This is a genomic window from Parablautia muri, assembly GCF_009917485.1.
Classification (GTDB): Bacteria; Bacillota; Clostridia; order Lachnospirales; family Lachnospiraceae; genus Suilimivivens; species Suilimivivens muri.
On the sequence record NZ_QZDT01000010.1, the window covers coordinates 38518 to 64905 of the forward strand.

Consider the following 26388-nt stretch of genomic DNA (forward strand, 5'->3'; position numbering starts at 1 on the left):
CATCACCGCTTTGCAGCAGCATGAATCTGTACGGAGCATCCCCGTATTTGGGGCTATCTTATCTAAGAACAGTTTGCCTTGCAAAACTTAGAGTATGCCTAAATATCCCCCACAAGCTGCTTATCCTCATCCCGCAAAATCATAGTTCCCACACCTTCGTTTGTAAAAATTTCAAGCAGCAGGCAATGGGGGATTCTTCCGTCCAAAATGTGCACTCTGTTTACGCCATTTTTTACCGCCGAGGTACAGTTGCCAAGCTTCGGCAGCATGCCGCCTCCTATAATACCGCTGCCGATCAGCTCCTCCGCGTCCGAGACCGTAATCCTGGGTATAAAAGAACCCTTATCGTTAATGTCTATGTAAAGTCCTTCAATATCCGTTAAAAATACCAGTTTATCCGCTCCCACAGCCTTTGCAATAGCGCAGGCCGCATCATCCGCATTGATGTTGTAGGTCTTAAAGCCGTCATCCAACCCTATGGGCGCCACAATCGGCAGAAAATCCTTTTCTAAAAGGTCATAAAGGAGCTTGGGATTGACATCCGTAATCTCCCCCACATAACCGATATCCTGCCCGTCAGAATATTTCTTTTCCACATGAATCATGCCTCCGTCCTTACCGCTTACTCCCACCGCGCTTACGCCCAGCTCCTGCACCATGGACACAAGTCTTTTATTTACCTTGCCAAGAACCATCTCCGCAATTTCCATGGTTTCCTGGTCCGTGACCCGAAGACCGTTCACAAACTTTGATTCCTTGCCTACCTTTTCGGACCATTTGCTAATCTCCTTACCGCCGCCATGGACGATAATGGGCTTAAAGCCTACCAGTTTAAGCAGTGTTACATCCTTGATCACATTTTTTTGCAGCTCCTCATTGCTCATGGCGGAACCGCCATATTTTACCACAATAATTTTCCGGTTAAATTTCTGTATATAAGGTAAAGCTTCAATCAATACCTCCGCTTTTTTCAGTACTTCCTGCTCCATTTCTTTACCGTCCTCCCATGTCTTGTTTTTGTTTGTTTCTATTCCGTCCGGCATCCTAACCTCCATGCTGCAAGCAGCAACACAAATTCTGACGAAGAATGCCGCGCCCCTTTAGGGCCTTTGCAAGGCATTCTTCTTGTGAGAAACTTTTCACACTAACTTCCATGATTCCGCTCTGCGGAATCTCAAATCTGTGCGGAGAATGCCCGTCTTTTGGGCATTCTCTGGCGTGAGACTTAGAACTTCTTAGCGAAGCGTCCTATGGCGCAAGCTTTAGAAGTTCTTCTCACGCTAACTTCTATAGTCCGCATTGATCTTTACATAGTCATAGGTCAGGTCACAGCCCCATGCAGTCGCCGTCTCATTTCCCATCTTCATATCCACGATCACGCTCACATAAGGCTCTGACAAAATCCTGCCGGCCTCCTCCTCGCTGTAATCTGCCGCCACTCCATCCTTATAAATTAAAACCTTTCCCGCCTTGCTTTCAAAATAAAGAGCTATTTTTTCCGGGTCAAACATAACGCCCGAATACCCAAGGGCACAAAGAATCCTTCCCCAATTAGCGTCATGTCCGTAAATAGCGGCTTTCGTAAGGCTGGAACATATGACGGCTTTGCTTAAAATGCGTGCATCCTCCTTTGTGGTCGCATGAATTACCTTTGTCTCAAACAGGGCCGTTGCCCCCTCCCCATCTCCTGCCATCATTTTTGCAAGGGTTTCATTCACATAATGGAGAGCCTCCTTAAATACCCCATACTCCGGCGTCCCCTCCTTGATTTCCGAATTCCCCGCCATGCCGTTTGCCATCACAAGAAGGGTATCGTTGGTGGAAGTGTCCCCGTCCACGGAAATCATGTTAAAGGTGTCCTTCACATCCTCTTTAACCGCCTTAGTAAGCAGCTCCTTTGATATTACCGCATCACTGGTTACAAATGCAAGCATGGTACACATATTAGGATGAATCATACCAGAGCCTTTGCTCATGCCCCCTAAAGTCACTTTTACGCCTTTTACATCTATTTCCACTGCCACTTCCTTTGAACGGGTGTCCGTGGTCATGATTGCCTTAGCGGCCTGGGTCCCCGCCTCTATGGTATCCGACTTTGCATCAGCTAGCTTATCCACCCCCGCCTTAATCCTCTCAATGGGAAGCTGCATCCCAATCACACCCGTGGATGCAACCAGCACGGAATTTTCCGGTACCCCAAAGGCTTCGGCCGCTCTTATGGCAGTCTGCTTACAATAATCATAGCCTTCTTTTCCCGTGCAGGCATTGGCTATTCCTGCATTGATAATCACTGCCTGTCCAAAAGGAGATTCCTCCACTATCTTTTTATCCCACATAACCGGAGCCGCTTTCACCACATTGCTGGTGAAGGTTCCTGCTAAAACGCAGGGCTTCCTACTATAAATTGCAGCCATATCCTTTCTTTCCTTATATTTAATACCGGCCTCTACTCCTGCCGCCTCAAATCCCTTTGCTGCGGTCACACCGCCTGAAACTGCTTTCATCTTCTACCTCCTGCCTATCAAAGCTTTGCTGCACTTTTATTTGTTAAAATTAACGATGTTCTTCTCATCCAGTACAAAATCATAGTAATTCAAGTCTTCCCGTCTCGTCCATCCGATTTCCTTCCAAAAGGCATTTCCGATATCGTTGGCCGTAAACGCAATCAGGGACACCTTGCTGATTTGCTCCTTTTCCAGGGCCTTCATGCAGTGGACTACCATACTTTTCCCTATGCCTCTCATGCGATATGTCTCATGAACACACACGTGGTAAAGACATCCCCTCCTGCCGTCATGGCCGCACAGGATACTTCCCACGATTTTCCCATCCTCAACTGCTACCACACTATTTCCCGGATTTCTTTTTAAAAACCGCTCCACCCCTTTTCGGGAATCGTCCAGGCTTCTAATTGCAAATCCCTTAATGCTCATCCAAAGAGCATACACACCATCATAATCTTCAATCGTCATTGACCTGATTTCCATAATCTTCTCCCATTCTTACCGACAGTCGCAAGTCCCGCCGTTTAAGCAGCCGGTAAACATCTATTTCCCACACAAATCCTGTCACAAATTAAGCCCTTTATCCTCCTCACATCCCAGCATAATGTTCAGGCACTGGATTGCCGCGCCGGATGCTCCCTTTCCAAGGTTGTCAAACTGCGCCGTAAGCAGCATCCTCTCCTCATTGCCGGTGACAAAAATCTTAAGCCCGTCCCATCCGGAGCATCCGTTTCCTGCCATCATGCCCTTTAATGCATCCTCGCTGCCAAAGGGCATCACTTTGATGAACTTCTGCCCCTCATAAAAGTCTGCCAAAAAACCATGCAGCTTTTCCGGCGTAGTTCCTTCCTTTAGAAAATCACCATACAGTGGAACCGAAACCACCATACCGCTGTAATAGTCCGCCACAATAGGAGAAAACAATGGCTCCCGTAAAAGCCCCGTCACCTTTTTCATTTCCTTTAAATGTTTATGCTTCTGGGAAAGAGCATACTCCCTTGGCGCATCATATTCCACTGTGCGCTCTTTATCTTCATACTCTCCAATCATTTTTTTGCCGCCGCCGCTGTAGCCTGTCAGGGAAAAAGCGCTGATTGGATAATCTGCGGGAAGTATTTTTTCCCTCACAATCGGATACACCAGGGAAATGAAGCCTGTGGCATGGCATCCCGGTACGGCAATCCGCTTTCCTTCCATTATATTCTTCCTATGTGCCCCGGATATTTCGGGAAAGCCGTAAGCCCACCCCTCCTGGGTTCTATGGGCGGTGGATGTGTCAATTATTTTCACCTTATCATTCGCAACAAGTCCCACCGCTTCTTTAGCCGCCGCATCCGGCAGACAAAGAAAGGTAATATCAGACTGGTTCATCAGACGTTTTCTTTCTTCTATATCTTTACGCTTTTCCGGGTCTATAGGAAGAAGCTCAATGTCATCTCTGCCCGAAAAACGCTCATGTATCCTAAGCCCTGTAGTGCCTTCACTACCATCAATAAAAATTTTTGTTGCCATTTCTTTCTCTAAGCCTCCATCTCTCCAATCACCTGCAAATCTGCGCAGTTCGTATCAATCATACTATCTCTTTTCAAAAATCTCAATACAAATCTGCCGGTATTCTCCACTTTCGTGATAATTCGTGTTAATATGAACGGCCAGGGCCGCTTATCGTAACCTTCGGGGCGATATTCCGAGTTTTACTGCGCAAAGCTCGCCCCGTACACCTGAATCATATTCTCACCCAGTGCGCAGCCCGTACGCGCCCTCTGTCTGACCTACTAAAAAGCAGCAATAACTTCCGGCCAATCTTCATATTGCATTATTATACATATTTTGCGCATAATATGCAATAGCCTTTTGTTTTATTTGATTAAATCTAAAATTTATTTTTATTTATGCAAAAGTAAGTATTGCATTTCGGTTCAAACTGTTGTATATTGTCAGAGAGATGCAAGTCGAGGTTAACACGAACTTACACCCCAATTTACAGGCATTGAAAAGAATGGAGGATTATTTATGAAAGAAAAAGTCGTTTTAGCGTATTCAGGCGGTCTTGACACCACGGCAATCATCCCCTGGCTGAAAGAAAATTTTGATTATGAAGTAATCTGCGTCTGCATCGACTGCGGACAGGGTGAGGAACTGGACGGACTCGAGGAGAGAGCCAAATTCTGCGGCGCTGAAAAATTATACATATTAGATGTAACAGATGAGTTTTGCGATGAATACATTGTTCCCTGTGTACAGGCACACGCTGTATATGAAAACAAGTATCTTCTCGGCACTTCCATGGCAAGACCCCTTATCGCTAAGAAGCTGGTTGAAATTGCCCGCAAGGAAGGCGCTGCTGCCATCTGCCACGGCGCTACCGGCAAGGGAAATGACCAAATTCGTTTTGAGCTGGGCATCAAGGCCCTTGCACCGGATCTTAAAATCATTGCGGCATGGAGAAACGACAAGTGGACCATGGACTCCCGCGAATCTGAGATTGCATACTGTAAGGCTCACGGCATCGACCTTCCTTTTTCCGCCGATTCAAGCTACAGCCGCGACCGGAACCTTTGGCATATCAGCCATGAAGGCCTTGAGCTGGAAGACCCTGCAAACGAGCCCAACTTTGAGCATCTCTTAGTGCTGGGCGTTACTCCCGAAAGGGCCCCTGAGGAAGGCGAATATGTTACCCTTACTTTTGAAAAAGGTATCCCCACCTCTTTAAATGGCAGGAAGATGAAAGTTTCCGACATTATACGGGAATTAAATACCCTTGGAGGCAAACACGGCATTGGTATCGTTGACATTGTAGAGAACCGCGTTGTGGGCATGAAATCAAGGGGCGTTTATGAGACCCCTGGGGGAACCATCCTTTATGAAGCCCACCAGCAGCTGGAAGAATTGATCCTTGACCGTGATACCTACGCGGTGAAGAAAGACATGGGCAACAAACTCTCTCAAATTGTGTACGAGGGCAAATGGTTCACTCCGTTACGCGAAGCGGTTTCGGCCTTTATCGAATCCACCCAGCAGTACGTGACAGGCGAAGTTAAGTTAAAGCTTTACAAAGGCAACATCATGAAAGCCGGCACCACTTCTCCTTATTCATTATATAATGAAAGTATTGCCTCCTTTACCACAGGCAATTTGTACGATCACCACGATGCGGAGGGCTTTATCAACCTGTTTGGCCTTTCTACCAAGGTTCGCGCTATGAAGATGCAGGAGCTTGGAGAATTGGATTAACTCAATTGAAATACTTCAATCGAAATAATTCAATTGAAATAATCTCATTGAACAAATGAAGCTACTGATGGTTTGCCTTTCTGCCGCGGAGGTAAATGCCCATATGGATGTGATCACACTTTTATCTACTTATTTTGCAGCAATAAACCTGATTGGTTTCGCCCTTATGGGCATTGATAAATACAGAGCGAAAAAAAGGGCCTTCCGGATTCCGGAAGCAACCCTTTTTATCGTTGCAATCATTGGCGGCAGCATAGGCTCCATTGCGGGAATGTATATCTTCCGCCATAAAACACGGCACCGTTCCTTCGTTTACGGCATGCCTTTTATTCTTATTGTTCAAATTGCCCTGATTGTGGCTGTCATGCATGCACCTATCGAGATTTCTTTCCTGTAATGAAAGCAGAAACCATGTTTAATCACATAAGCTTGCGGAACAGGTCTTTCAAATCCTCCACGCTTGTGTCTCTTGGATTTCCCGGTCTGCATGCATCCGCGTAAGCGGACTCAGCTAAGAAATCCAAATCCTCCTCCTTCAAAGCCTCAAGCTTTGCCGGGATTCCAACATCTGCGGATAATTTCTTCACTGCTTCAATCGCAGCAGCCCGGTATTGCTCCTGGCTCATCTTATCCACATCCGCCACATTCATAGCCCTTGCAATCTCACGATACTTCTCCCCGCTGCAATCAGCATTATATTCCATAACGATTGGTAGCATCATTGCGCACGCCACTCCGTGGGGCGTATCATAAACCGCTCCCAAGGTATGCGCCATGGAGTGGGCAATTCCAAGGCCTACATTGGAAAATGCCATACCTGTCACATACTGTCCAAGAGCCATACCCTCGCGGCCTTCGGGTTTATTTTCCACCGCATCCCGCAGGTTTTTTGCAATCAGGCGGATTGCCTCTAAATTCAGGCAGTCGGCCAATGCCCATGCTGCCTTTGTGGTATACCCCTCAATGGCATGAGTCAGTGCATCCATACCTGTAGCGGCTGTGAGTCCTTTGGGCATTGTAGACATCATATCCGGGTCTATCACTGCGATATTGGGAATGTCATTGGTATCTACACAGACAAATTTACGTTTTTTCTCTACATCCGTAATTACATAATTGATGGTGGCTTCTGCGGCTGTTCCGGCAGTCGTGGGAACCGCAATTGTAAATACTGTGGGATTTTTGGTAGGAGCCACGCCCTCTAAAGAACGGACATCCTCAAATTCCGGGTTGTTGATGATAATACCGATTGCCTTACCGGTGTCCATGGAAGAACCGCCGCCCACCGTAATCATATAATCAGCCCCGGACGCCTTATAGGCGGCAACGCCGGCTTTTACATTTTCAATCGTTGGATTAGGCTTAATATCGGAATACACCTCATAAGCCATGCCCTCAGCGTCCAACAAATCCGTAATTTTCTTCGTAACATTGAACTTCACCAAATCCGGGTCGGATGCAACAAATGCCTTTTGGAGCCCTTTGCTTTTAATGATTCCCGGAATCTCCTGAATTGCTCCCTTTCCATGATAGGAAATACCATTGAGTACAAAACGATTTACCATTCTTATTCCTCCTTGTTTCGTTTTATTATTAACATAAAGTCAGGCCGCCAAGGGCGTTGATTGTTGTTACAATAAGCCGGCTGGCAAAATGCGGCAACGTTCGTTTAACATTAAACATGCCGCAGTTTGCAAGAAGCTCAAATTTGCAGCGGTTATTCTTCGTTGGGCCGGTTTTACTTTTCGTATAAAAACTTTTCCGGAAGCTCTACATGGAAGTCTACCGCTAAATCCCTAAAATTCTGGGGCGTAATTGTCTGCAGCTTATCAGGGCGCATGGACAGCATTTTTACCAGAATCTCCGCAGATTTCTCTACCGTATGCATCAGTCCGAAGGTCAGGTCGAAATCTTCTCCGGAGCAGAACATCCCATGGTGTGCCCAGATGCCCACATCATACTGCTTCATTAATTCGCTGGTTGCCACAGCAATATCCCTTCCGCCGGGAACCATCCAGTCCACAACCCCAATGCCCGAGGGGAATACAACCGGGCACTCGGTGGCCATCTCCCACAACTCCCTGGTAAACACCTCATCCTTAAGCGGAAGAACAAAGGTCAGCGCAATTACATTGGTCGTGTGGGCGTGATAAATTACCCGGTGGGTTCCGCCGGATGCCGCCTTTTTTACCTCATGGTTCATCAGGTGGCTGGGTAATTCGCTGGTAGGTCTGCCGCCGTTTACCAGTCCCCACAGTATGCGGTAATTCTCGCCTTTTTGGTCCAGTTCAATGATACATGTGCTGTCTTCCGGGTCCAGTATCACATTTCGGAAATATTTTCCGCTGCCGGTCACCATAAAATATTCCCCGGCAAGAGACGGAACCGTTGTTCCAATAGGTTTCCACTCATCCTTTGCCACCAGGCAGTCTTTTATTTCTCTGACTTCCTCCGGCTTAATGCGGTAGGACAGATTGCCGCCGTTTCTCTCATGCCAGCCCTGCTCCCAGCCGTCATTACACATGCGGATAAAACCCTGCACAAACTTTGCATCTGATATTTTCATAAAATTAGGTCCTTTCTATCAAAAAAGTAATTCATAAATCACAAAATTCATTGGTTAAAGAACTGTCACAGCCTATCTTGTAATGATATCCACCGGCACATGAAAAATCTTTGCAACTTTCAGGATCGTGTCAATGTGTCTGCCGGTGGCTGCCGCCATATGATGCGTGGGGCCTGCCTCACTCCACTTATTGCAGAACTCCCTGGCCCCACAGCGAAAGCGTGTCCGCATATTGGTATCGCCAAAGGTGAAAATCGGGCCGGGCTCATTTATCCCCTCGGCCACCACAAATTTGAAATGACCGTCCTTATCCTGTGTAATGCCCAGATAAGTAACCGGACCAAGGTGAGGATAGAACTGAGTCAGATAGCCGCCTCCCGTCTTGCCATGAAACACAGGCACGATTTTCATGGTAGGCTTTTTCTCCGAAATAGCAGCGTCACCGGAACCGCTGTGGCCAATAATGCAGATATCCTCCTCAAAGTCAATGGAATACATCTCGGAGAGCTGTCCCGTGCCGGAAATCGTCTTTAAGATGCTCATCGCCATGGCAACTTTGATGTCTCCCTCAACAGCACAGGCAACTCCCTGTTTGATCAGCATGGAAAAAGCGGGAATCAGCATACTGTCAAGGACACCTGCCTTGCCCTGTGCAAAACCGTCATAGTGGGATGCAATGAAGGCAATCTGTTCTTCTCTCACCCAACGTTCAAAGGCTACAACATACTTGGCCATCTCCCAGACCTTCTCAACCGTGCCACCGCCTTCTATCTCAAAGGTGTCAAGAATATCCTGGGCTTTTGCCCGAATGGCTTTTTCATCCGTAATATCATCCGCAATCGCCCACATCTTCTCCCAGTCAAACTGCTTGGTATAAAGAAACATCCTGTGATAAAGATTGGTTTCATCAATGTACAAATCCATCATGCCCGGGTATGGACGTCCAATCTGCGCCAGATTCGCGTCCCGGAAACGGCGGCGCACCTGGGCCGCCCTGCACCAGGCTTCTATTTCGGCCTGTACATAAGAATCTCCTCCCTCCACTACACCTGTGATAACCGCATGGCGCTTACCGGCCCGCTCCAAATCGGCAACCATCTCTCCCACAGCCCCGCAGGCATACAGCTCGCCTAACCATGTGGCGGTATCCGTATTTTCATAGTCAGGCGCTTTCTTTTTCTGGATGTTCACAAGTACCACCGGCACATCCAAATCCCGGACCGCAGGAAGCATGTTGTAAGAAGTTGCATATGTAAGCAGCTGCAAAATCACAAGGTCAACGTCCGCTGCCCGAAATTTGTCTCCGGCCGCCTGGGCCAGTTCCTTTGTGGTGACAAGGCCGCCGTCCACTATCTCCACCGTATCCGGAATCGTCTTCTTAAACCCTTCATACTGTCCCTCAAATTCCGGTAGCAGCGATGGAAACTGCGGCAGATATGCCCCAAGCGCAATTGAAAAGACACCGATTCTTGCTTTCGTGTTTACTAACATTGTAAGTCCTCCTTTTATTTTTAACGGTTCAAAACAAGTCCTTCCATACTCTCTACAAATATTTCTTGATTTCAAAAGATTCCCTTACACAGGCTCTCCCTTCCTTCAAATCAGCAAATTCATGGTTATAGAGCATTTGTACCAGAAGATTCCCGATTGCTGTGGCCTCCCCCGGCCCGGCATAAACCGCACGCCCCGTATACTTCGCCGTAATCTGGTTAAGGTACTCCGCATTAGAACCGCCGCCCACCACATGAATCCTGTCATATTTTCGCCCTGTCATCTGCTCAATCTGTTCAATGGTTTCCGCATAGCATTTACCAAGACTGTTATAGATGACCGCTGCAATCTCCCACTCATTTTCCGGCGTCTGCTGCCCTGTTTTCTCACAGTACGCTTTTACCGCATCAATCATATTTACCGGCGCTAAGAAACTATTATCATTACAATCCACAATGGAAGGAATCTTCTGTCCGGATGCCTGTTCGCAGATAGCAGCGTAAGAATATTCCTCTTTAAATTCCTTTCGCACAGACTGAATCATCCAAAGCCCCATGATATTTTTCAGATACCGGAAACGGTAGTCATAGCCGCCCTCGTTCGTCAGATTCCGCTTCATACTCTCCAGGCTGCAGTCAGCCGCTAAGAGCTCCGTTCCCATTAAAGACCAAGTGCCCGAGCTGATATACAGCGTGTGCTCCTTTGTGGTCGGTATGGCAGCCACCGCCGACCCCGTATCATGAGTGGCCGGCAGAATTACTTGACAGTCAAAACCAACCTCTCTGCTGATTTCTTCCCTGAAATTCCCTACATAAGTACCCGGCTTGCTGATTTTGCCAAAAATCTTTTTGGGATATCCCAGTCTGTCAATCAATTCATAATCCCACTCCTTCGTGGCGGGACTTACCAGCTGTGTTGTGGTGGCATTGGTGTACTCTGTCCGCTTCACCCCGGTCAAAAGGAAGTGAAAGTAGTCCGGAATGAGTAACAAGCTCTCCGCCCTCTCAAGCAGCTCCGGCTCCTTTTGTTTTGCAGCCATCAACTGATAAATCGTATTAAATATCTGCTTCTGAATACCCGTTCTGCCATACAGTTCTTCCTGGCATATGATTTCATATACTTTGTCGTCCATTCCGGCAGTCCTGTTATCTCTGTAACCATAGGTTTTACCCAAAACCTGTTCTCTATCATCCAGAAGCACATAATCCACCGCCCAGGTATCGATTCCCATAAAGGATGGAACTTTGCCTGCCTCCCTGCAGCGCTTTAGGCCCTCTTTGATTTCCAAAAATAACGTTTCCAGGTCCCAGCACAAAGAACCGTCCACAGTCTTCATGCCGTTAGGAAACCGGTAGATTTCCTCTAATGAAAGCTTACCATCCTTAAGCCTTCCAAGTATATGCCGTCCGCTGGACGCCCCAATATCAACTGCTAAATAGTACTTTTCCATCTGCATATCCCTTTTTATGAATTATCAAAATAATTTACAATCTCATAACTTATTGTCTTACAAATCTATCAAAAATGCAACTGTTTCCTTACAACCTTCACGGAAATCAATTTCCAGGGTTCTAGGCTGCCAGCAACAGTTCGGCGCTCTGCGATGAAGCTTTGCAATCATTCTTCATATATTACTTCATAACACCCTGATCCATAGCTGGCCCTTTGCCCTCCGGGAAGAATCAGGGTGGCGCTGGTATTAGCAGGAATTTCAAAACGATATACCGTCTTTTTTCCCTTCTTTTCCCATCCTGCACGGATGATGCCATAAGGACTGCTCACACCTCCCCTGGCATATGAAAGGGGCCCTGTCTCCGGTTTCAAAATAAAATGCCGGCCTTTTGGAGCATCTTTATCCTGTTGAATCCCTAATATCACGTGATACATCCAGGAAAGGACACTTCCCAGAGAATAATGGTTAAAAGAATTCATGGCATTCTGCCCCCCAAATCCTCTCTCCTTTGCAAAGGAATCCCATCTCTCCCAGATAGTTGTAGCCCCCTGCGTCACCGGGTAAAGCCAGGAAGGATACCGGGTCTGCAGAAGATTTTCATATGCATCCTGTGTGTATCCCTGATTTGTAAGAGCCTGATTTAAAAGCCCGGTTCCGAAAAAGCCTGTCCCCACCGTGTGTTCCAGCTCTCTGGTTTTGCGCACAAGATGCTCTCCAAACGCTTCTCTTACCTCGTCTGCTACCACCCCATATTCCAGCCCAAGCACATAAGAGCACTGGGTATCACAGAGTTTCCCATCTTCTCCTCTGGTCTTTTTTGTCCCTGGTTCCACAAATGTCTCATTCCAGTACGCTTTCATTCTCTTAGCCAGCTTTTCAAAATAAAGGGCATCCTCCTCTATCTGCAATATCCGGGCAAACTCTCCCATCAAAAACGCCTCCCGGAAGTAAAAAGCGTTCCACATCAGCTGCAAATCTGTCTCCTCCGGCGCCAGCCAGTCTCCTAAAGGCCCCACCAGCGAAAAATCTCCTTTTCCCGGCATTCCTGATTTTTCCGCCATATAGTCCATATATTTTTTCATTGCCGGATAAAAAGCCTTAAGCGTGCGTAAATCTCCATACTGCCGATATAACTCCCAATTCATAAAGATGGAGGCGCATTCATAAGTAACTCCGCCAAATCCACCCCCTATAGGGGCAATCTCCGGATATCTCCCCTCCGGCGTCTGCAAATCCTGTATGGCTCTTAAATTCCTCTCATAAAAAAGCTTTAAATTACTGTTTAACAATGCAGTGTGGCAGAAAACATGGGTGTCCCCTGCCCACCCCATACGTTCATTTCGCTGTGGACAATCTGTGGGGATATTGATAAAATTGCATTTCTGTGACCATTTTACATTTTGGACAAATCGGTTTAAAAGCTCATTGCTGCAGGTAAAATTTCCATCCATCTCCGTCACCGATGAATACTGGAGGCTTTTTACCTCTTTGGGCGCAGGCGGATTTTTAAGGCCGCGTAGCTCAATATAACGGTATCCGTGAAAGGTAAAACGGGGCTGATAAACCTCCCCCTCCTCGCCTTTACAGATATAAATATCCACACTGGAGGCATCCCGATAATTCTCCCGCATAATCCGCCCCACATTCCACTTGTATTCCGGTAAATCCGGATACAAAACCTCCGCAAACCGAATGGTTATCCGGGTGCCCTTTTCCTCATGGAACGCAATCCTCGGCACCCCCGCCATCTCCTGCTGCAAATCATAAACATAAATCCCCGGATCCGGTTCCACCATTGTTTTTGCACACAATTCATCCGTTATATAGATCGGCCCATGATAGCCGCCCAAAAGCGCAATATCCGGATTCTGATTTACTGCCGGCCAGCTGCGGCCGAATCCTGGCGGCATAGAGAAAAAACCATCAATGGGAACAGGCGTCACTTCCACAGGCCGTCCCCAGGTGCTATCGTCAAAGTCCCCCTCTGAATAGGTTTCATAGACAGAAGAACGCCTGGCGTCAAAAATCTCCCCCGCAAAAAAGCCGGAATAAAGCCAGGGACCTTCCCCATAATACTTCCAGCGCTCGGTATCACTGACCAATACTTCCCTGCTGCCGTCCTCATAGGTTAACACCAGCTTAGCCAGCACAGATTCTTTATCGCCAAAATAATTATAATTTCGCACCACAAAGGTAGATGCTTCACTCCACCATCCGGAGGCAATGGTTATACCGATTCCGTTTTTCCCCTTTTTCAGCCGCTGTGTGATATCATAGGTCTGATAGTCCATGCGCACATCATATTGAGTAAGCCCCGGATTCAGCCGGGAGGCTGTCAGCTCTTTCCCATTGATCCGGCAGTCATAGATTCCCCGGGCCGTAATGTAAAGGCGTGCTTTTTCCAGCTCTTTTTCTTTCTTCACATCAAAGGCAGCTCGCAGCATAGGTATGGAGGTATTGGAAGGATCCGCCGTAATCTGGGTGTTTTCCACTACAAAGCAATTCTCGATAGCAGAAAGCGCTCCTGCAAACAGACTTTTTTCTCCGTACAGATTTCCCGCAGGCGTTTCTCTGATAAATTCCCCAAAAGGCTGCCGCAGGTTTCTCACCGACAGATATCTGAAATATGCCCTGCCTCCCTGCCCCGCAAAAAATCCGATTTCATTTAATCTAGGATAGGTGAGCACATCATTGGTTCCCCGGGGATTCAGTCCCCGTCCGCTCTTTTTCTCTCCAAAGGGCAGCTTTTCAATGACTGCATCCACCAGAATACCGTCTATGTAGGTCCAGGCATTATTGCCATCTACCTCAATCCTCATTTTATGGAATTGCTCTGCGTTTTCAGCCGTAATAATTTTTTGCTTTTCTTCCCCATCGAAATTCACAATCGGCACAGATGCAAACGGCACATCCGCCAAATCTCCAGGCCCATAACCCACCCGATAGATATCCAGGCGCGGCTCTCCTTTTGTCAAGTTAATCTCATATCGGATATAATTTTCTCCCTGAAGCCCCAGCTCATTTCCGGTGCGCTCCAAAAGACTTGCGTCATTTGCCCCAAATACGACTCCGGCCCGTCCCTTTCCGCCTTCTATACGAAACTCACTTTCCAGTACAAACACGCCTCTATTGGCAGCGCATACCGTATAGCGGGGCGCCCCAATCCACTTTGCGCCCTCCCATGCATCAATAGACGGATTCATAAATCCTGTTTCAAAACCTGTGGTCTCCTCCGCCTTATTTCCGTGATTATCCCACACGGTCACCCTCACCATGTATTCTCTGCACGGTAGAAGCTCTGCGCTTTTTGAAAGCCCCGTATCCCCATATGCAATTCCCTGGGAATTATCCGTCTCAAGCCTGCCCGAATCCCACACTTCTTCCTCTTTCGTGCGCACACGGATCCTGCAGGCGGTCTGCACCGTATTCTTTTCCTTTGCCTCTATCTGCCATGAAAAACGCGGCTTTTTCTCGTCAAGCCCTATAGGCTCCTTCTGGTATTCCACAAAAATTCTGCTGATTCTCATATTCATCCCCCATTCTTGCCAGCAACTCGCAAATTGCGCGCATGCAAACCATGCTGTGTGTACGAAGTACACTATGCGAAAGCTCAAATTTGTTGTGTAAAAATTTTCAGAAATTTACTTCTGATGTTCCTTTCTATACTCCTGAGGCGTCTGATCCGTTATCTTCTTAAACATTTTAGAAAAATGGGAAAAATTATCATATCCCACCTTCGAGGCAATGATCCCCACAGAAAATTTTGATTGCCTCAGGAGCTTTTTAGCCTCCTCCATTTTTTCCATAAGAACATAGTCCTTAAAGGTTGCCCCGGTTCTCTGGCGAAACAGGCGGGAAAAGTATTCCTCATTCAGATAAACCTCCCGGGCCACCTCTGTCCTGGAAATGTTCTTGCTGAGATTCCTTTTTACATAGGCAATCGCCCTCTCTATCGGGTCCTCTCTCTTTTCTCCCATATCTGCATCTTCCACCGATGTTTCCCAGCAGATAAATGCCTTGTGTTCTCTGTTCTGCTGTGCCGCTTTGCACAGTCTTAGATATGTAAGATGAAACTTCTCCTGCATTTCTCCCGGATAAATACTGATCTTAAAATCCAGATTCGTGTTGACAAAATGAAAAAATAATTCCAGCTTTTCCCGTATCAGTTCTTCTAACTGCTCTACCTGTTCCATAATCAGTACAATCCAGTATCGGTTTTCAATCAAGGCTGAAATCCCTGCCTGACCATTTTGAGGCGCAAAAATTTCTTCTATCACATTGCATAACGCCATCTCAACCAGCTTCTTTTCCCATACATTGGTAATCCTGTTCCATCTCTCCAGTTGGATTAACAGTGGGAGGAAAAATGCATCCCTGTATTCCGCCTCCAGCATCTGCCGGGCGCTGACTACCATCTGGTCCGCTTCCTCATATTTCTCCTGAATCAATTTCAAAAAAGCCATTTCCAGCAGAGCGTTTCTTTGCTTCATTACCATCTTTTGGTTTCTCATAACATTTTCCATTTTCAAGTGTTCTTCTACCCTGGCAATGGCTTTAGCAATCGAATGCTCTACATCCTCATATCTCGCCGGCTGCAGAATATAATCAAAGCCTCCCATTCGAATCGCTTCCTTGGCATACTCAAATTCCGCATGAGAAGTAAGGAAAATACACTCAAGCAGCGGAAATTCTATCTTTGCCCAACGTCCCAAGGGCAAGCCGTCTTCTTCCGGCATCTCAATATCCGTCACCAGAATATCCACAGGAAAATTTCTCAAAATCAGTTTTGCCTCTTTCGCACTACAGGCCGTCAATACCTGGGAAACCTTCAGCCTTTCCCAGTAAATTCCTTTTTTCAGGCTCTCTACTACTGCTTTCTGATCATCTACAAGCAATACGTTCATTTCAATCTCCCAAGCTGCCTGGCACAATTATCTCACTGACTGCTCCCTGTTCTGTCTCAAAATGGTATTCCATCCCCTCTCCGTAAAGGAACTGACAGCGGCGTTTAATATTATTGATTCCCACACTCCGTATACCCACTTTGGAATCTCCGTTGATTTCTTCCAGAATATCCTCAGAATACCCCTGTCCGTTATCGCGGACAATAAGATCCAGATATTTCCCTATCTCTGTCTCCAGACATTCTGCCCTCACTTCGATTTTAAGCGGTATACCTCCTCCTTTCAGTTGCGCATACTTCACACTGTTCTCAACAAAAGTATGGACAATCAATGTGGGCACCATCCATCCCATGGTATTTTCATCCGCCCTGATCTGAATCTGCACCGGACGCCCGGTCATATGATTTTGCAGTTCCACATAATTTTTTACAAAATCAAGCTCCTGCTCTAAAGTCACTACTTCCCGTTCTGTCTGAAGCAGGTAACGCAGATGCTTCGAGAGTGCCAGTATAAGCTCCTGGATCTTATCGACCTGATTGCCGATTGCCAATGCATTGATTGTTTTCAGACCGTTTAAATAAAAGTGAGGCTTTAATTGCAGCTGCAGATATTGCATCTGAGCCTTTTGCTTCTCTATAATTTCCTCATACACCAATAGCTTTTGTTCTTCTAACTCCCGAACCATTTCCTCAAGGGTCTGGTTCATCTCCTGCAGTTCAAGGAAGTGGGTCTTTAGGGGCGGTATCTCCCTGCTTTCATGATTTTTGATGGTGTCCATGGTCCCTGTCAGCTGGTGGATAGGACGCACAATCTCCTTTTTCATAAATCCATACATAGCAATCATTCCCATCACAGAAAATGCCGTTATCAAGAGCAGTAATATCTGCTGCATATTCACCATGCTCCAGATTGTTCTGGGATAAAGCGTATATACCCACAGTTCCGTGCTGGGCACCCGCATCCCGCATATCTGATAATTGCGCATCGTAGTTTGAAAAGAATCCCCTTTTTCCTCAGCCAGCTTTACCAGCCCAAGCTCCCTGGCCAGCTCCTGGTCACCATAAACAATCCCCTTTTCCATGAGCAGCACCTTGGTTTGTCCGTTTGCAAGCGTATCCGCGTTTTCCATGCTGTAAACGCCAGCTACGGCGGCACGTCCCTTTTTATAAATGATCACCTGATAAAGCTGATTTTCCAGTGCAATGGTTACCCAGTGCCTGATCTGCTCTCCGTCCTGCAGATTTCCCCGGATAGCGCCGTTTAGAGGAATCCCGTTCCCCTCCCTGATCTTACTGCTCTTTGTATAATACCAGCTTGTCTCACAGTTATTGTAATAAATAAAAAACCCGTCCATATCCTCCTCTACAAACGAACGGTAACGCAGAGTCTCACGCAAATCGTAGGCATTTCCAAAGGCGGTCACTTCATCCGTTTCCTTCTGCAATACCTGGAAATTGGGATTGTTGTTATAAACCTCATACATCTCATGGTCAATATCCTTCATGGCTTCCGCCGTTCTGTCAATATACTCCTGCAGCGCCTCCTTTTCTTCCCTTCTTCCATTTGCCTAATAGTTCCTAATCAGATACCAATCCATCAAAAGCAGCAAAAACAGGATAGCCATATAGCCAATCATAAACATAATGACGATTGTTTTGTTTAATTGAATGAGTCTCCTTTTCATAAACAAATCCCCTGTTTTAACAGTTCAGATATTTGCCCCTTTCTGTTTCCCCACACTTTTATCCGGCACAAATTTGTTAACCTCTAATACCTTCAATATAGCATGATTCCACCCAATTCACAACGCCGACATACAGGCTCTTATCCCATATGCCGGCTTATTTATTATTTTACGGAAGGCACCCAACAGCATGCTTTGAGCCAATGGAATCCAGTGTAAAAACTTCTTTCATTATCCTTTAACGCCGCCGATCACAATTCCTTTCACAAAGTATTTCTGGAAGAAGGGATAAATACACAGCACCGGCAAAATACCGATTACCGCAATTGCCATGCGGGCGCTTACGCTGGGGAGCTTTGCCACATCCGCTGCCGAAGCAACTGAGCTCTGCCCGCTGGTTAGGAACTGAATATTTGTAATAATGGTATTTAGGATTGCCTGAATACTGTACAGCTTTTCATCCGTCACATAGTACATACTATTCATCCAGTCATTCCAGTAGCCCAGACCAGCCATCAGGGAGAGGGTAGCTAACATGGGTTTGGAAAGAGGAAGCACTATCTTCCACAGAATCATATATTCTCCCGCACCGTCAATTCTGGCAGCCTCTACCAATGCGTCCGGAATATTGGCAGTAAAGAAGGAACGCATCATAATAACATAAAATCCGCTCATCAAAAGCGAGGGAACTACCAGCGCCCACAAAGTATCCTTAATATGGAAAGTCTGCGTATACATCATATAAGTAGGTACCAGACCTCCGTTAAACAGCATGGTAAAAAATACAAAGAAGGAGAAACCATACCGGAAAAGCAGCTCTTTTCTGGACAGGGGATAAGCGAACATAATGGTCATCAAAACGCTTGCCAATGTCCCAATCAAAGTTACCAGAACTGTAATCCCATACCCTCTCACAATTTTCATGCTGCTCTTAAACAGGTAAGTGTAAGCCCCAAAGGACAAATCCTTCGGCCAGAAACTGTACCCGTACTGTGCCAGAGCTTCTTCACTGGATAGAGAGGAAGATACCAGCAATAGGAACGGTGCCAATGCTGCAATGGTCAGCAAAATAAAGATAATATTTAAGACAATCTGTCCTGTTTTATTTTTTGATACCATACTCTCCCCTCCTAGAATAATGCATTTTCTTCATCGTTCTTACGCACAATAGCATTGGCAGCAAGTACCAGAATAAAGCCAAGAACAGACTGCAAAAATCCTGCTGCCGAAGATCTTCCGATGTCATTTAACTGTGTTAGTCCCTTGTAAACAAACACGTCAATCGTATCCGTTACGGAAGAAATCATGCCGGAGCGCATGGGAACCTGATAGAACAAACCGAAGTCCGAATAGAACATACGGCCCAGATTCAGCAAAGTCATGGTAATGATAGTGCCGCGAAGCCCCGGAAGTGTTACATGCCACACCTGTTTCCATCTGTTAGCTCCATCCACCGTAGCCGCCTCGTAAAGGGAGGAGTCAATACCGATTACCGTTGCATAATAGAGGATGCTGCTGTACCCAAAGCCCTTCCACAGATTCACAACAGTCAAAATCACCGGCCAGTATTTTGAAGTGGTATACCAACTGATAGGTTTTCCGCCCATGGACGCAATGATCTTATTCAGATAACCGTTTTCCTGACTTAAGAAACCAAATACAATATAGGAAACTACCACCATGGAAATCAGGTATGGTATCAGGATAACTGTCTGATATATTTTTTTGTTCATGGTTCCCCGGAGGAAATTCAGCATAATAGCAACGCTCACTGCCACAACCGTCCCCAGCATGATGAACACAAAATTATATCCGATGGTGTTTCTTATTATATTAAATGCATCATTGGTCTTAAACAGATATGTAAAATTGCTAAGGCCTGCCCAGTCACTGCCCCAGATTCCCTTGCTATAATCAAATCGTTTAAAGGCAATAACCAGCCCTGCCATTGGAATATAATTGTTGATAATCAGATAAATCAGTCCCGGCAGCATCATGGAAAACAGGGCCAATGTCATTCTCGCATTTCTGGCAATATTTTTCCTTTTTGCCACCGCCGCTTTTGCTTGCTTTGCCATAGAAATCTTCCTTTCCTAAAAATTACCGCTGCCTGAGGTAATATCTGGCAGGTGGTATGCCTTCAGACCTTTGCTCTGGCAGCGGCTTTGTTTTATTTTGTTTTTCGCATCTATCCTTCCATCGAAGGAGTCATTAACTATTTACTGCGCACTGAGAAACTCGTCCAGCTGTTTTTGCTTCTCAGCGATGATTTCATCAATTCCGGCTGCCTCCAGCTCGCTCTTTGCCTGGGCAATTGTACTTTCAACATCTACTGCGCCGGACATCAGAGGCTGATAATATTTATCCATTACGCTTAAGCATGCCGCATACTGATCCGTAACCGGCGTTGTATCAAAGGCAAAACCAAAGGCTTTGGTCTTGAGTGTCTCTTTGTTAAAAGTAATCAGATCTTCAAAGAAAGTAGGGCCGTTGACATCCAGAGGATATGTATTTCCTGAATAAGGAACAATCCAGTATCCTTCCGCCATGCCATATCCGCAGTCAGCCGCGCTCTTTCCTTCCGGGAAGGAGATAGTTCCATCCTCATTTACCACATAATGGGTTCCTTCAATTCCGTCTGCTAACAGCGTACAGATCTCTTTATCTGTATAAAGCACTTCCATTGCCTTCCAGGCTGCATCTTTGTTGGAAGAATTCTGATTGATTCCATAGCAAAGAGCCTGATAAGAATTGGACTGCACCCACTTGTCCACTACAATGGTACGGATACATCCGGCAGCTGCATTGACACCGTAATTATCAAATACGGAGATCGCCTGCTTGTTCAGGATCATTGTCTGCCAGGGAGTTGTATTGCTCAGGATATCCGGCAGGATCAATCCGTCATTATACCAAGTCTCAGCCCATGTACAGAACTCTGTAAAATCATCAATGTCCAGAACATTTTTCACTGTCGTATCCTGCCCGCAGTCCTCTAAAACACCTACCCATCTCTCATCTCCAAGCCCGTCCCATGACCACTGTCCGATCAGAGTTGTTCCGCCCTGCGGAACCAGTGCATAGCGCTCCGGATACTTTTCATGTGCTGCATAAAGGAAGTCGCTGACATCCTGCATGCTTAGCTGCTGTCCGTCCTCAATTCCCAGCTCTGCTGCCACTTCCGCATCAATATTCAGTCCAAAGTAGTTACCGAAGTTCCTAAGGTTAGGAACAGCATAAATCTTTCCGTCAATGGTGGTTCCCTCCATCTCCTCCGCCGACCATACCGCCTTGAATTCATCAGATGCATTTGCATAATAGTCTGTGAGGTCAGATAGCTGTCCGTTTTTCACGAATGTGGTAAGAGGTGTTCCGAAGATTGCAATCACATCCGCCTCATCGCCTGTAAACAGAAGATTGGACTGTTGCTGCCAGCTGCCTGTGGAGATATAATTAATATCAAAATGCAGTCCATATTTTTCTTCCGCAATCTTATTGATCTCTGTCTCCACCATCTCTGCATCGGGAAGATCATATACGGTAGGAAGATGAAGCGCTACCTCCTGTACCTGCCCGCTTCCTTCCGAGCCGCCACTCTCTGATGAACTGCTTTCGGAAGCGCTGCCGTTTCCCGATGAACTGCCGCCTGCAGAATCACTTCCCCCACAGGCCGCAAGGGAAATTGCCATAGCCGCCGCACCTAAAAGTGCGATCATTTTTTTCATTTTCATAATGAATCCCTCCATTTTTATTTTTTACAAATCTGCCCTAGAACTGTTAAGATTTATTTTATCTGTAAAAAGATAAATCCATCTGTAATTTTTGTGTTTCAAATTGTTCTTTTTGTGATGTATGTTTTGCATTTTACAAGCGCAGTCCGCGCGATATGTTTCTTTTGTGATTTGAATTTTGGTTTTTATGACTTTTCTCTCACACCTAAATCATGTTCTCACGGATTTTGCAATAAATGGACGGTGGGGATTTTATCAATCCCCTGTCGGGCATAGGAGCGCAGGTCAAGCCGTTCCGGGCGGCCGCCTGCTTCCAGATAGCGATTTGCCGTGTCTGCCCATCCCTGCCACCAGATTTCGGCGTATTTCTGGTCGTTCCATTCCACGGTGTTCTCCTTGTGGCTTTTCCATCTGCCAGACGGGAGCCGGATGCGCTCCCCGTTCTTGTCAAGGTCGTACACTTTACAGCTCTTGGGGTGCCATCTGCCTTTTTCGTCCATCGCCCGCATGGTGAGCAGGATATGGGCGTGGGGGGCTGCCGTCCCCTTTGTCATGGATGGCAAAGTCGGCTATCATGCCTTTGGTAACAAAAAACTCCCGGCAGTAGTCACGTATAAGGTAGGCATACTGTTCCGGCGTGATTTCCCTCAGAATGGCAAGCACGAACCTCCGGGCAAGCTGGGAGTTCCATTGTTTTTCCTGCGCTTCGGCACAGTTCCATAAGGTATTGCGGTCTGCAAACTCTGGCGCGCATGGGGCGGTAGCAGGATTTCCTTATGGGTGACTTCGTTCTTGTAAGGATAGTATTTCTGCTCTTGGTCGTATTCAGAGAACAGCTTCTCACCGCTCTGGCAGGCGGCGGCAGAAACAGCGGATTCATTGTTGCTCCGCTTAATGATGGTGATTTTACAGTGCGGGCATGGCAAGTGTGCACCCTCCTTTCTCCCGGGTTCCGGGCAAAAAATAGCAGGATACCTTTTCAGATTTCCTGCTTGAGTATGCCGCTGGCGGGCGGTGGGTTATTTAGTTTTTTAATAGTTTGTCATTTCGACAAACCGGAAGTTTTTTTCATTAAAATCTCCGCTAACCCTTGAAATCACTAAATCATTTTTTCTGAATCCTTCTCATATATAATGTATAATCACTTGGATCAAATGCATCTCCATAACCTCTATCAATCGCTTCTATAAATCCAAATTTAAAATAAATATGTTTTGCTATTTCATTATCATCTTCAACACCAATCGTAAATTCAGTATATCCCTGTTGCTCTAAATCAGATAAAGTAAATTGAATTAACTTCTGACCAAGTCCTAATCCTTGACATTTTTTATCTAATCGAAAAGCCTGAGGGTAAACTCTTTGATTCGGTATTGTTTCAGAAGGCAGATCATGACTTATATAGTTAATTGATAATTCTCCTAGAAAACTACCATCTAGTTCAATAACATAAACATCAATTTCTTTACTATCAAATTCTTTCAATCTCATGTCTTGATACTTTAACCACATTTGTTCATTATCTGGAAACAAGTCATGTAATCTATCAATTTCATCTTTTGTGATTTTTCTAAATACATAATTCATTTCCTAGATCCATTTTTATCTTCCTCTGCAAATCCCAATTTATAAAACTCGCTGAGCTACAACCACAGAATAGTAATCCGTATCTCCTTAAAGTTGTTTTTATGCCAAAAATGCTCTGCCTGAGGATTGCCTTTCACCCAGCCAAGCCATACTCTCGAAAGCCTGATATCAGCCAGATAGCGGCACAAATCGTCAATAATGTTGCTTCCAATTCTAGTATTTTGAATAGATGCCGCTATCATAAAAAAGCCTATGAAAGCAGTTTTTTCATCAGGATATGCCATCATCAATCCATAACAGCAATCAATTCTTCCCCCTTGTAGTACCCTACATAATACTTGTCGCACATTTCTTTATTTGGCGGCAAGTGTGTCCATGCTGATATGTTTCCCTTCTTTCCCCATGTTGGCTATCATATTTGTGGTCAGGCCAGCGGCAAGCCTTAAATCCTCTTTCCTCATGTTGCGCTCTATCAGCGTGTGCCAGAGCGGTTTGTAACTGATGTGCATTTTTCTCCCTGCCTTTCTGCCCCGGATAGGTGTTTATACCCATTATATTAAGATTCTTGCTAACTCACAAACATTTCTTGACGGTATCTCCGGTTCCGCCTGGATTGTGCTTTTCCTTTCCTCTTTTGATTACCTCTAATTAGCCATGACCTGTTACATTCCCTGGCAAATTAGAATAATTCACAGTTGACATTTTTTATCTAATCGAACATACTATAACTAAAAGAAGTACATTCTAAATCATAAGGAATTAAAACACTTGCTCTTTGGAACTAAAAATATGCTATCTCATATAAGCAAAAAAAATGTATTATTTATAACAACCAAAAATCCGGATTATATTCGAAATGTACAGGAAATTTCCCTCATCAAAAAAGAAGCGGACCATTATGTCGTTATTGGCTCTAAAAGCAAATACTATTTTGTTCGTCTACTGTGCGTTTATTTCTCGCTTATCACAACATCCGTATCCTCATTTGATACCGTATTTATTGGTTTCGCCCCTCAGCTGATACTGCCTTTATTCAAATATAAATTCAGGCATACCCATATCATAGCAGATTTCTTTATTTCATTATTTGATACTTTCTGCCAGGATCGTCAACTGTTCCATCCTCGCAGTTTACCCGGACGTTTTCTGCATTCTATTGATCAGATTACCTTAGATCAGGCCAATCTCGTTATCTGCGATACGATTTCTCATGGAAAATATTTTACCAAAGAATTTGGCATCCCACCAACCAAATTATATCCTCTCTATCTTCAGGCAGATACTACCGTCTATCATCCGCTTACCATTGATAAACCTGCAAAGCTTAAAAATAAATTTATGGTTCTTTATTTTGGCAGCATCCTGCCCCTGCAAGGTATTGACATTGTTCTTAAAACAATTACCTTACTCAAAAAGGAACAAAACATTTTTTTCTATTGCATCGGGCCCATAAAGAAAAAAACGAAACTGATGTTTTGTCCTGATGCAGCAAATGTCAAATTCATTGACTGGCTTTCCCAGGAACAGCTTGCCAGGTACATTGGCCAGGCAGACCTTTGCCTTGCCGGGCACTTTAACCGCAATATTGCTAAGGCCAGGCGTACAATCCCCGGAAAGGCCTGCATTTATGAAGCAATGAAAAAGTCCATGGTTTTGGGGGATACTCCCGCTAACCATGAACTTTTTAAAGCTGATTCCAAACATATTTTTGTAGAATTAGGCAGCCCCCGCGCCCTGGCTGATATCATACTCCAACTGTCAAAAAGCCAAAATCAAGGAACTGATAAGCCAGTGCAATAAAAGCATTGTAGATTATTTCTTTTTAGGATTGTCTATGTAAGGCAGAGCGCAGCCTACACAAGCTAAAATATTAGAATTTTCCGCTAAATGTAATAAATAGATGCCCCATGACAATTGACACCTTCCCATAAGTATCACTATTTTTAACTTCCATTCCGCATTTTTTAATCTCACTTTATGAAAAGCTTCTTTATAAGGCGTTGTCTTTAACACCTCTTTTACATATTTCAGCTTATTTTTTAATTTATTTTTATTCCGCGGATTAAAAAAACACAGTCTGCAGCAAATACTGAAAGACTTAATTATTCTGCAATAATAGGCTTGTATAAACCCGTCCTTTTCCTCCTGTTCCCATTTATCCTGTCTGAATATCTTCTCCATATAAGCCTCTAAATATTTCCAAACCTTGCTATCCTGCTCCACTCTGTCCGGCTTATAGCTGTTGGTAATAGAATCCGGCACCATACGGTAATGATAAATCTTATCCTTATAATAAGAAATTTTATCCGCAGCCCCAAAAGCCTCCATATTAAAAATCATATCATCCAAAACTTTCAGCTCCGTCTGAAAATGAATTCCTTTTCTGAGCAAAAATTCCCTTTTATATACCTTATCCCATGGTGCGGCCAGCGGAACCTTCGTTGATAACCCCGGAAAGTACAATACTCCTTTTTGCAAAGCTCTTATTTTCTGTTTATCGTCCCATGTCGCTTCTTTTCCAAAATGCTCCCACGCAAATTCTTTCTCTCCTACATTTTTCCATGCATCAAAAAGAACAATATCATTATCCGCACTTTCTGCACATCTTCGAAGCAAAATATCCATTGCCCCTGTGGTAAGATAATCATCGGAATCAACAAAATACAGCCATTCGCCGTTGGCCGCCTCCATACCTGTATTTCTGGCGGCCGCCACTCCCATATTTGCCTGATGGATTACCCGTATAAAGGAATATTTTTTCGCATAATAATCCGATATCTCTCCCGACCGATCCCTGGATCCGTCATTGATTATCAGAACCTCTATCAATGGTTTCTGATCTGTCCAATCAGAAATGATACTTTCCAGGCACTGTTCCAGATACTTTTCTACATTATAAACCGGTATAATTATAGAAAGCATTTCTATTTTCCACCTTTTTCATCTCTCAAGTCTGCTAAAATACGCGGTTTCCATATCGTTTCAACTGCTTTTGGAGCCAGGCTTTTAAACTTATCATTTGTTTCCAAAAACTTCTGTGAGCAGCTTATTTCTATATGCCTTATCCTCTGTCGCTTTTTTTGCATCCTCAGTTCGATTATTGCTCAATAAGTAATTCATCAAAGAAAGAATTGTATCCTCTCCTTGCATAATTCCTTTTTGGATTCCTTTTTGGATTCCTTTTTGAATTCCTCTGTTCTCCACACGATCCAACACATCACACATAGTCGTTGT

Annotated in this window: 21 protein-coding genes and 3 pseudogenes; 4 read left to right on the forward strand and 20 right to left on the reverse strand. The window is 45.2% G+C overall.

Going from position 1 to position 26388, the window contains the following annotated elements; translation table 11 throughout:
* Window positions 1-98: 98 nt before the first annotated feature.
* The 4 genes from argB to argC all read right to left on the reverse strand — a co-directional run bounded on the left by argB (window position 99) and on the right by argC (window position 4016).
* Window positions 99-989 carry an acetylglutamate kinase gene (gene argB, locus D5281_RS08510; protein WP_160559759.1) on the reverse strand — a complete coding sequence of 297 codons (891 nt, stop codon included), beginning with the start codon at window positions 987-989 and terminating at the stop codon, window positions 99-101.
* Window positions 990-1280: 291 nt separating this feature from the next.
* Window positions 1281-2504 (reverse strand): bifunctional glutamate N-acetyltransferase/amino-acid acetyltransferase ArgJ, encoded by a 1224-nt coding sequence (gene argJ / locus D5281_RS08515; protein ID WP_160559736.1) that lies wholly within the window; start codon window positions 2502-2504, stop codon window positions 1281-1283.
* A 36-nt stretch (window positions 2505-2540) separates the two neighbouring features.
* Entirely contained in the window at window positions 2541-2987 is a 447-nt protein-coding gene (locus D5281_RS08520) for a GNAT family N-acetyltransferase (protein WP_160559737.1), read from the reverse strand.
* 81 nt (window positions 2988-3068) lie between these two features.
* Window positions 3069-4016 carry an N-acetyl-gamma-glutamyl-phosphate reductase gene (gene argC, locus D5281_RS08525; protein ID WP_160559738.1) on the reverse strand — a complete coding sequence of 316 codons (948 nt, stop codon included), beginning with the start codon at window positions 4014-4016 and terminating at the stop codon, window positions 3069-3071.
* A gap of 501 nt (window positions 4017-4517) precedes the next feature.
* Between argC and D5281_RS08530 the strand changes: the two genes are divergently transcribed.
* Both D5281_RS08530 and D5281_RS08535 read left to right on the forward strand, forming a co-directional pair.
* Entirely contained in the window at window positions 4518-5738 is a 1221-nt protein-coding gene (locus D5281_RS08530) for an argininosuccinate synthase (RefSeq protein WP_160559739.1), read from the forward strand.
* Window positions 5739-5841: 103 nt separating this feature from the next.
* Window positions 5842-6135 (forward strand): DUF1294 domain-containing protein, encoded by a 294-nt coding sequence (locus D5281_RS08535; protein WP_160559740.1) that lies wholly within the window; start codon window positions 5842-5844, stop codon window positions 6133-6135.
* A 22-nt stretch (window positions 6136-6157) separates the two neighbouring features.
* Here the strand turns inward: D5281_RS08535 and fucO are convergent, their stop codons facing one another.
* The 11 genes and pseudogenes from fucO to mobQ all read right to left on the reverse strand — a co-directional run.
* Window positions 6158-7303 carry a lactaldehyde reductase gene (gene fucO / locus D5281_RS08540; RefSeq protein WP_160559741.1) on the reverse strand — a complete coding sequence of 382 codons (1146 nt, stop codon included), beginning with the start codon at window positions 7301-7303 and terminating at the stop codon, window positions 6158-6160.
* Window positions 7304-7476: 173 nt separating this feature from the next.
* The gene (gene rhaD, locus D5281_RS08545) at window positions 7477-8304 is read right to left on the reverse strand and encodes a rhamnulose-1-phosphate aldolase (protein WP_160559742.1); all 828 of its coding nucleotides are present in this window, start codon (window positions 8302-8304) and stop codon (window positions 7477-7479) included.
* A gap of 72 nt (window positions 8305-8376) precedes the next feature.
* Complete coding sequence (locus D5281_RS08550; protein WP_160559743.1) at window positions 8377-9795, reverse strand: arabinose isomerase; 1419 nt, start codon at window positions 9793-9795, stop codon at window positions 8377-8379.
* Between the two features lie 52 nt (window positions 9796-9847).
* The gene (rhaB, locus tag D5281_RS08555; protein ID WP_160559744.1) at window positions 9848-11245 is read right to left on the reverse strand and encodes a rhamnulokinase; all 1398 of its coding nucleotides are present in this window, start codon (window positions 11243-11245) and stop codon (window positions 9848-9850) included.
* A 167-nt stretch (window positions 11246-11412) separates the two neighbouring features.
* Entirely contained in the window at window positions 11413-14775 is a 3363-nt protein-coding gene (locus tag D5281_RS08560; RefSeq protein ID WP_160559745.1) for an alpha-L-rhamnosidase, read from the reverse strand.
* A 114-nt stretch (window positions 14776-14889) separates the two neighbouring features.
* Window positions 14890-16152, reverse strand: a complete 1263-nt coding sequence (locus D5281_RS08565) for a response regulator transcription factor (RefSeq protein WP_160559746.1) — start codon at window positions 16150-16152, stop codon at window positions 14890-14892.
* A 1-nt stretch (window position 16153) separates the two neighbouring features.
* Window positions 16154-17656: a sensor histidine kinase gene (locus D5281_RS08570; RefSeq protein WP_160559747.1), complete on the reverse strand. Its 1503-nt coding sequence runs from the start codon at window positions 17654-17656 to the stop codon at window positions 16154-16156.
* 411 nt (window positions 17657-18067) lie between these two features.
* Window positions 18068-18955 carry a carbohydrate ABC transporter permease gene (locus D5281_RS08575; protein WP_160559748.1) on the reverse strand — a complete coding sequence of 296 codons (888 nt, stop codon included), beginning with the start codon at window positions 18953-18955 and terminating at the stop codon, window positions 18068-18070.
* 11 nt (window positions 18956-18966) lie between these two features.
* Window positions 18967-19914, reverse strand: coding sequence for an ABC transporter permease (locus tag D5281_RS08580; RefSeq protein WP_160559749.1), 948 nt, complete (start codon window positions 19912-19914; stop codon window positions 18967-18969).
* Between the two features lie 141 nt (window positions 19915-20055).
* Window positions 20056-21567, reverse strand: coding sequence for an ABC transporter substrate-binding protein (locus tag D5281_RS08585; protein ID WP_160559750.1), 1512 nt, complete (start codon window positions 21565-21567; stop codon window positions 20056-20058).
* 236 nt (window positions 21568-21803) lie between these two features.
* Window positions 21804-22463: pseudogene (gene mobQ / locus D5281_RS08590) on the reverse strand (MobQ family relaxase); the annotation flags it as partial.
* On the opposite strand from mobQ, the gene D5281_RS26525 reads away from it, so the two are divergent.
* The gene (locus D5281_RS26525; protein WP_330584897.1) at window positions 22344-22661 is read left to right on the forward strand and encodes a hypothetical protein; all 318 of its coding nucleotides are present in this window, start codon (window positions 22344-22346) and stop codon (window positions 22659-22661) included. The pseudogene mobQ and the gene D5281_RS26525 sit on opposite strands and share 120 nt — an antisense overlap.
* A 10-nt stretch (window positions 22662-22671) precedes the next feature.
* Here the strand turns inward: D5281_RS26525 and D5281_RS08595 are convergent, their stop codons facing one another.
* The 3 genes and pseudogenes from D5281_RS08595 to D5281_RS08605 form a co-directional block, all read right to left on the reverse strand.
* On the reverse strand, window positions 22672-23154 hold the full coding sequence (locus tag D5281_RS08595) for a GNAT family N-acetyltransferase (protein ID WP_160559751.1): 483 nt from the start codon (window positions 23152-23154) through the stop codon (window positions 22672-22674).
* A gap of 56 nt (window positions 23155-23210) precedes the next feature.
* Complete coding sequence (locus D5281_RS08600) at window positions 23211-23441, reverse strand: GNAT family N-acetyltransferase (protein ID WP_277935251.1); 231 nt, start codon at window positions 23439-23441, stop codon at window positions 23211-23213.
* Between the two features lie 75 nt (window positions 23442-23516).
* Window positions 23517-23663: pseudogene (locus tag D5281_RS08605) on the reverse strand (helix-turn-helix domain-containing protein); the annotation flags it as partial.
* A gap of 280 nt (window positions 23664-23943) precedes the next feature.
* Between D5281_RS08605 and D5281_RS08610 the strand changes: the two are divergent.
* On the forward strand, window positions 23944-24954 hold the full coding sequence (locus D5281_RS08610; protein WP_160559752.1) for a glycosyltransferase: 1011 nt from the start codon (window positions 23944-23946) through the stop codon (window positions 24952-24954).
* 12 nt (window positions 24955-24966) lie between these two features.
* Here the strand turns inward: D5281_RS08610 and D5281_RS08615 are convergent, their stop codons facing one another.
* Together D5281_RS08615 and D5281_RS08620 are read right to left on the reverse strand one after the other, a co-directional pair.
* Entirely contained in the window at window positions 24967-26076 is a 1110-nt protein-coding gene (locus D5281_RS08615; protein WP_160559753.1) for a glycosyltransferase, read from the reverse strand.
* Window positions 26077-26169: 93 nt separating this feature from the next.
* Window positions 26170-26388, reverse strand: a pseudogene (locus tag D5281_RS08620) (Rpn family recombination-promoting nuclease/putative transposase); the annotation flags it as partial.

Coding starts and splice junctions, on each gene's coding strand:
- D5281_RS08535 (WP_160559740.1), top strand. CDS start 5,842: ATGGATGTGATCACACTTTTATCTACTTATTTTGCAGCAATAAACCTG.
- D5281_RS08615 (WP_160559753.1), bottom strand. CDS start 26,076: ATGCTTTCTATAATTATACCGGTTTATAATGTAGAAAAGTATCTGGAA.
- D5281_RS08530 (WP_160559739.1), top strand. CDS start 4,518: ATGAAAGAAAAAGTCGTTTTAGCGTATTCAGGCGGTCTTGACACCACG.
- argJ (WP_160559736.1), bottom strand. CDS start 2,504: ATGAAAGCAGTTTCAGGCGGTGTGACCGCAGCAAAGGGATTTGAGGCG.
- D5281_RS08560 (WP_160559745.1), bottom strand. CDS start 14,775: ATGAGAATCAGCAGAATTTTTGTGGAATACCAGAAGGAGCCTATAGGG.
- D5281_RS08585 (WP_160559750.1), bottom strand. CDS start 21,567: ATGAAAATGAAAAAAATGATCGCACTTTTAGGTGCGGCGGCTATGGCA.
- D5281_RS08580 (WP_160559749.1), bottom strand. CDS start 19,914: ATGGCAAAGCAAGCAAAAGCGGCGGTGGCAAAAAGGAAAAATATTGCC.
- argC (WP_160559738.1), bottom strand. CDS start 4,016: ATGGCAACAAAAATTTTTATTGATGGTAGTGAAGGCACTACAGGGCTT.
- D5281_RS08595 (WP_160559751.1), bottom strand. CDS start 23,154: ATGAATTATGTATTTAGAAAAATCACAAAAGATGAAATTGATAGATTA.
- D5281_RS08520 (WP_160559737.1), bottom strand. CDS start 2,987: ATGGAAATCAGGTCAATGACGATTGAAGATTATGATGGTGTGTATGCT.
- rhaB (WP_160559744.1), bottom strand. CDS start 11,245: ATGGAAAAGTACTATTTAGCAGTTGATATTGGGGCGTCCAGCGGACGG.
- D5281_RS08570 (WP_160559747.1), bottom strand. CDS start 17,656: ATGAAGGATATTGACCATGAGATGTATGAGGTTTATAACAACAATCCC.
- rhaD (WP_160559742.1), bottom strand. CDS start 8,304: ATGAAAATATCAGATGCAAAGTTTGTGCAGGGTTTTATCCGCATGTGT.
- D5281_RS08610 (WP_160559752.1), top strand. CDS start 23,944: ATGCTATCTCATATAAGCAAAAAAAATGTATTATTTATAACAACCAAA.
- D5281_RS08575 (WP_160559748.1), bottom strand. CDS start 18,955: ATGGTATCAAAAAATAAAACAGGACAGATTGTCTTAAATATTATCTTT.
- D5281_RS26525 (WP_330584897.1), top strand. CDS start 22,344: ATGGGTGACTTCGTTCTTGTAAGGATAGTATTTCTGCTCTTGGTCGTA.
- fucO (WP_160559741.1), bottom strand. CDS start 7,303: ATGGTAAATCGTTTTGTACTCAATGGTATTTCCTATCATGGAAAGGGA.
- D5281_RS08600 (WP_277935251.1), bottom strand. CDS start 23,441: ATGATGGCATATCCTGATGAAAAAACTGCTTTCATAGGCTTTTTTATG.
- D5281_RS08565 (WP_160559746.1), bottom strand. CDS start 16,152: ATGAACGTATTGCTTGTAGATGATCAGAAAGCAGTAGTAGAGAGCCTG.
- argB (WP_160559759.1), bottom strand. CDS start 989: ATGGAGCAGGAAGTACTGAAAAAAGCGGAGGTATTGATTGAAGCTTTA.
- D5281_RS08550 (WP_160559743.1), bottom strand. CDS start 9,795: ATGTTAGTAAACACGAAAGCAAGAATCGGTGTCTTTTCAATTGCGCTT.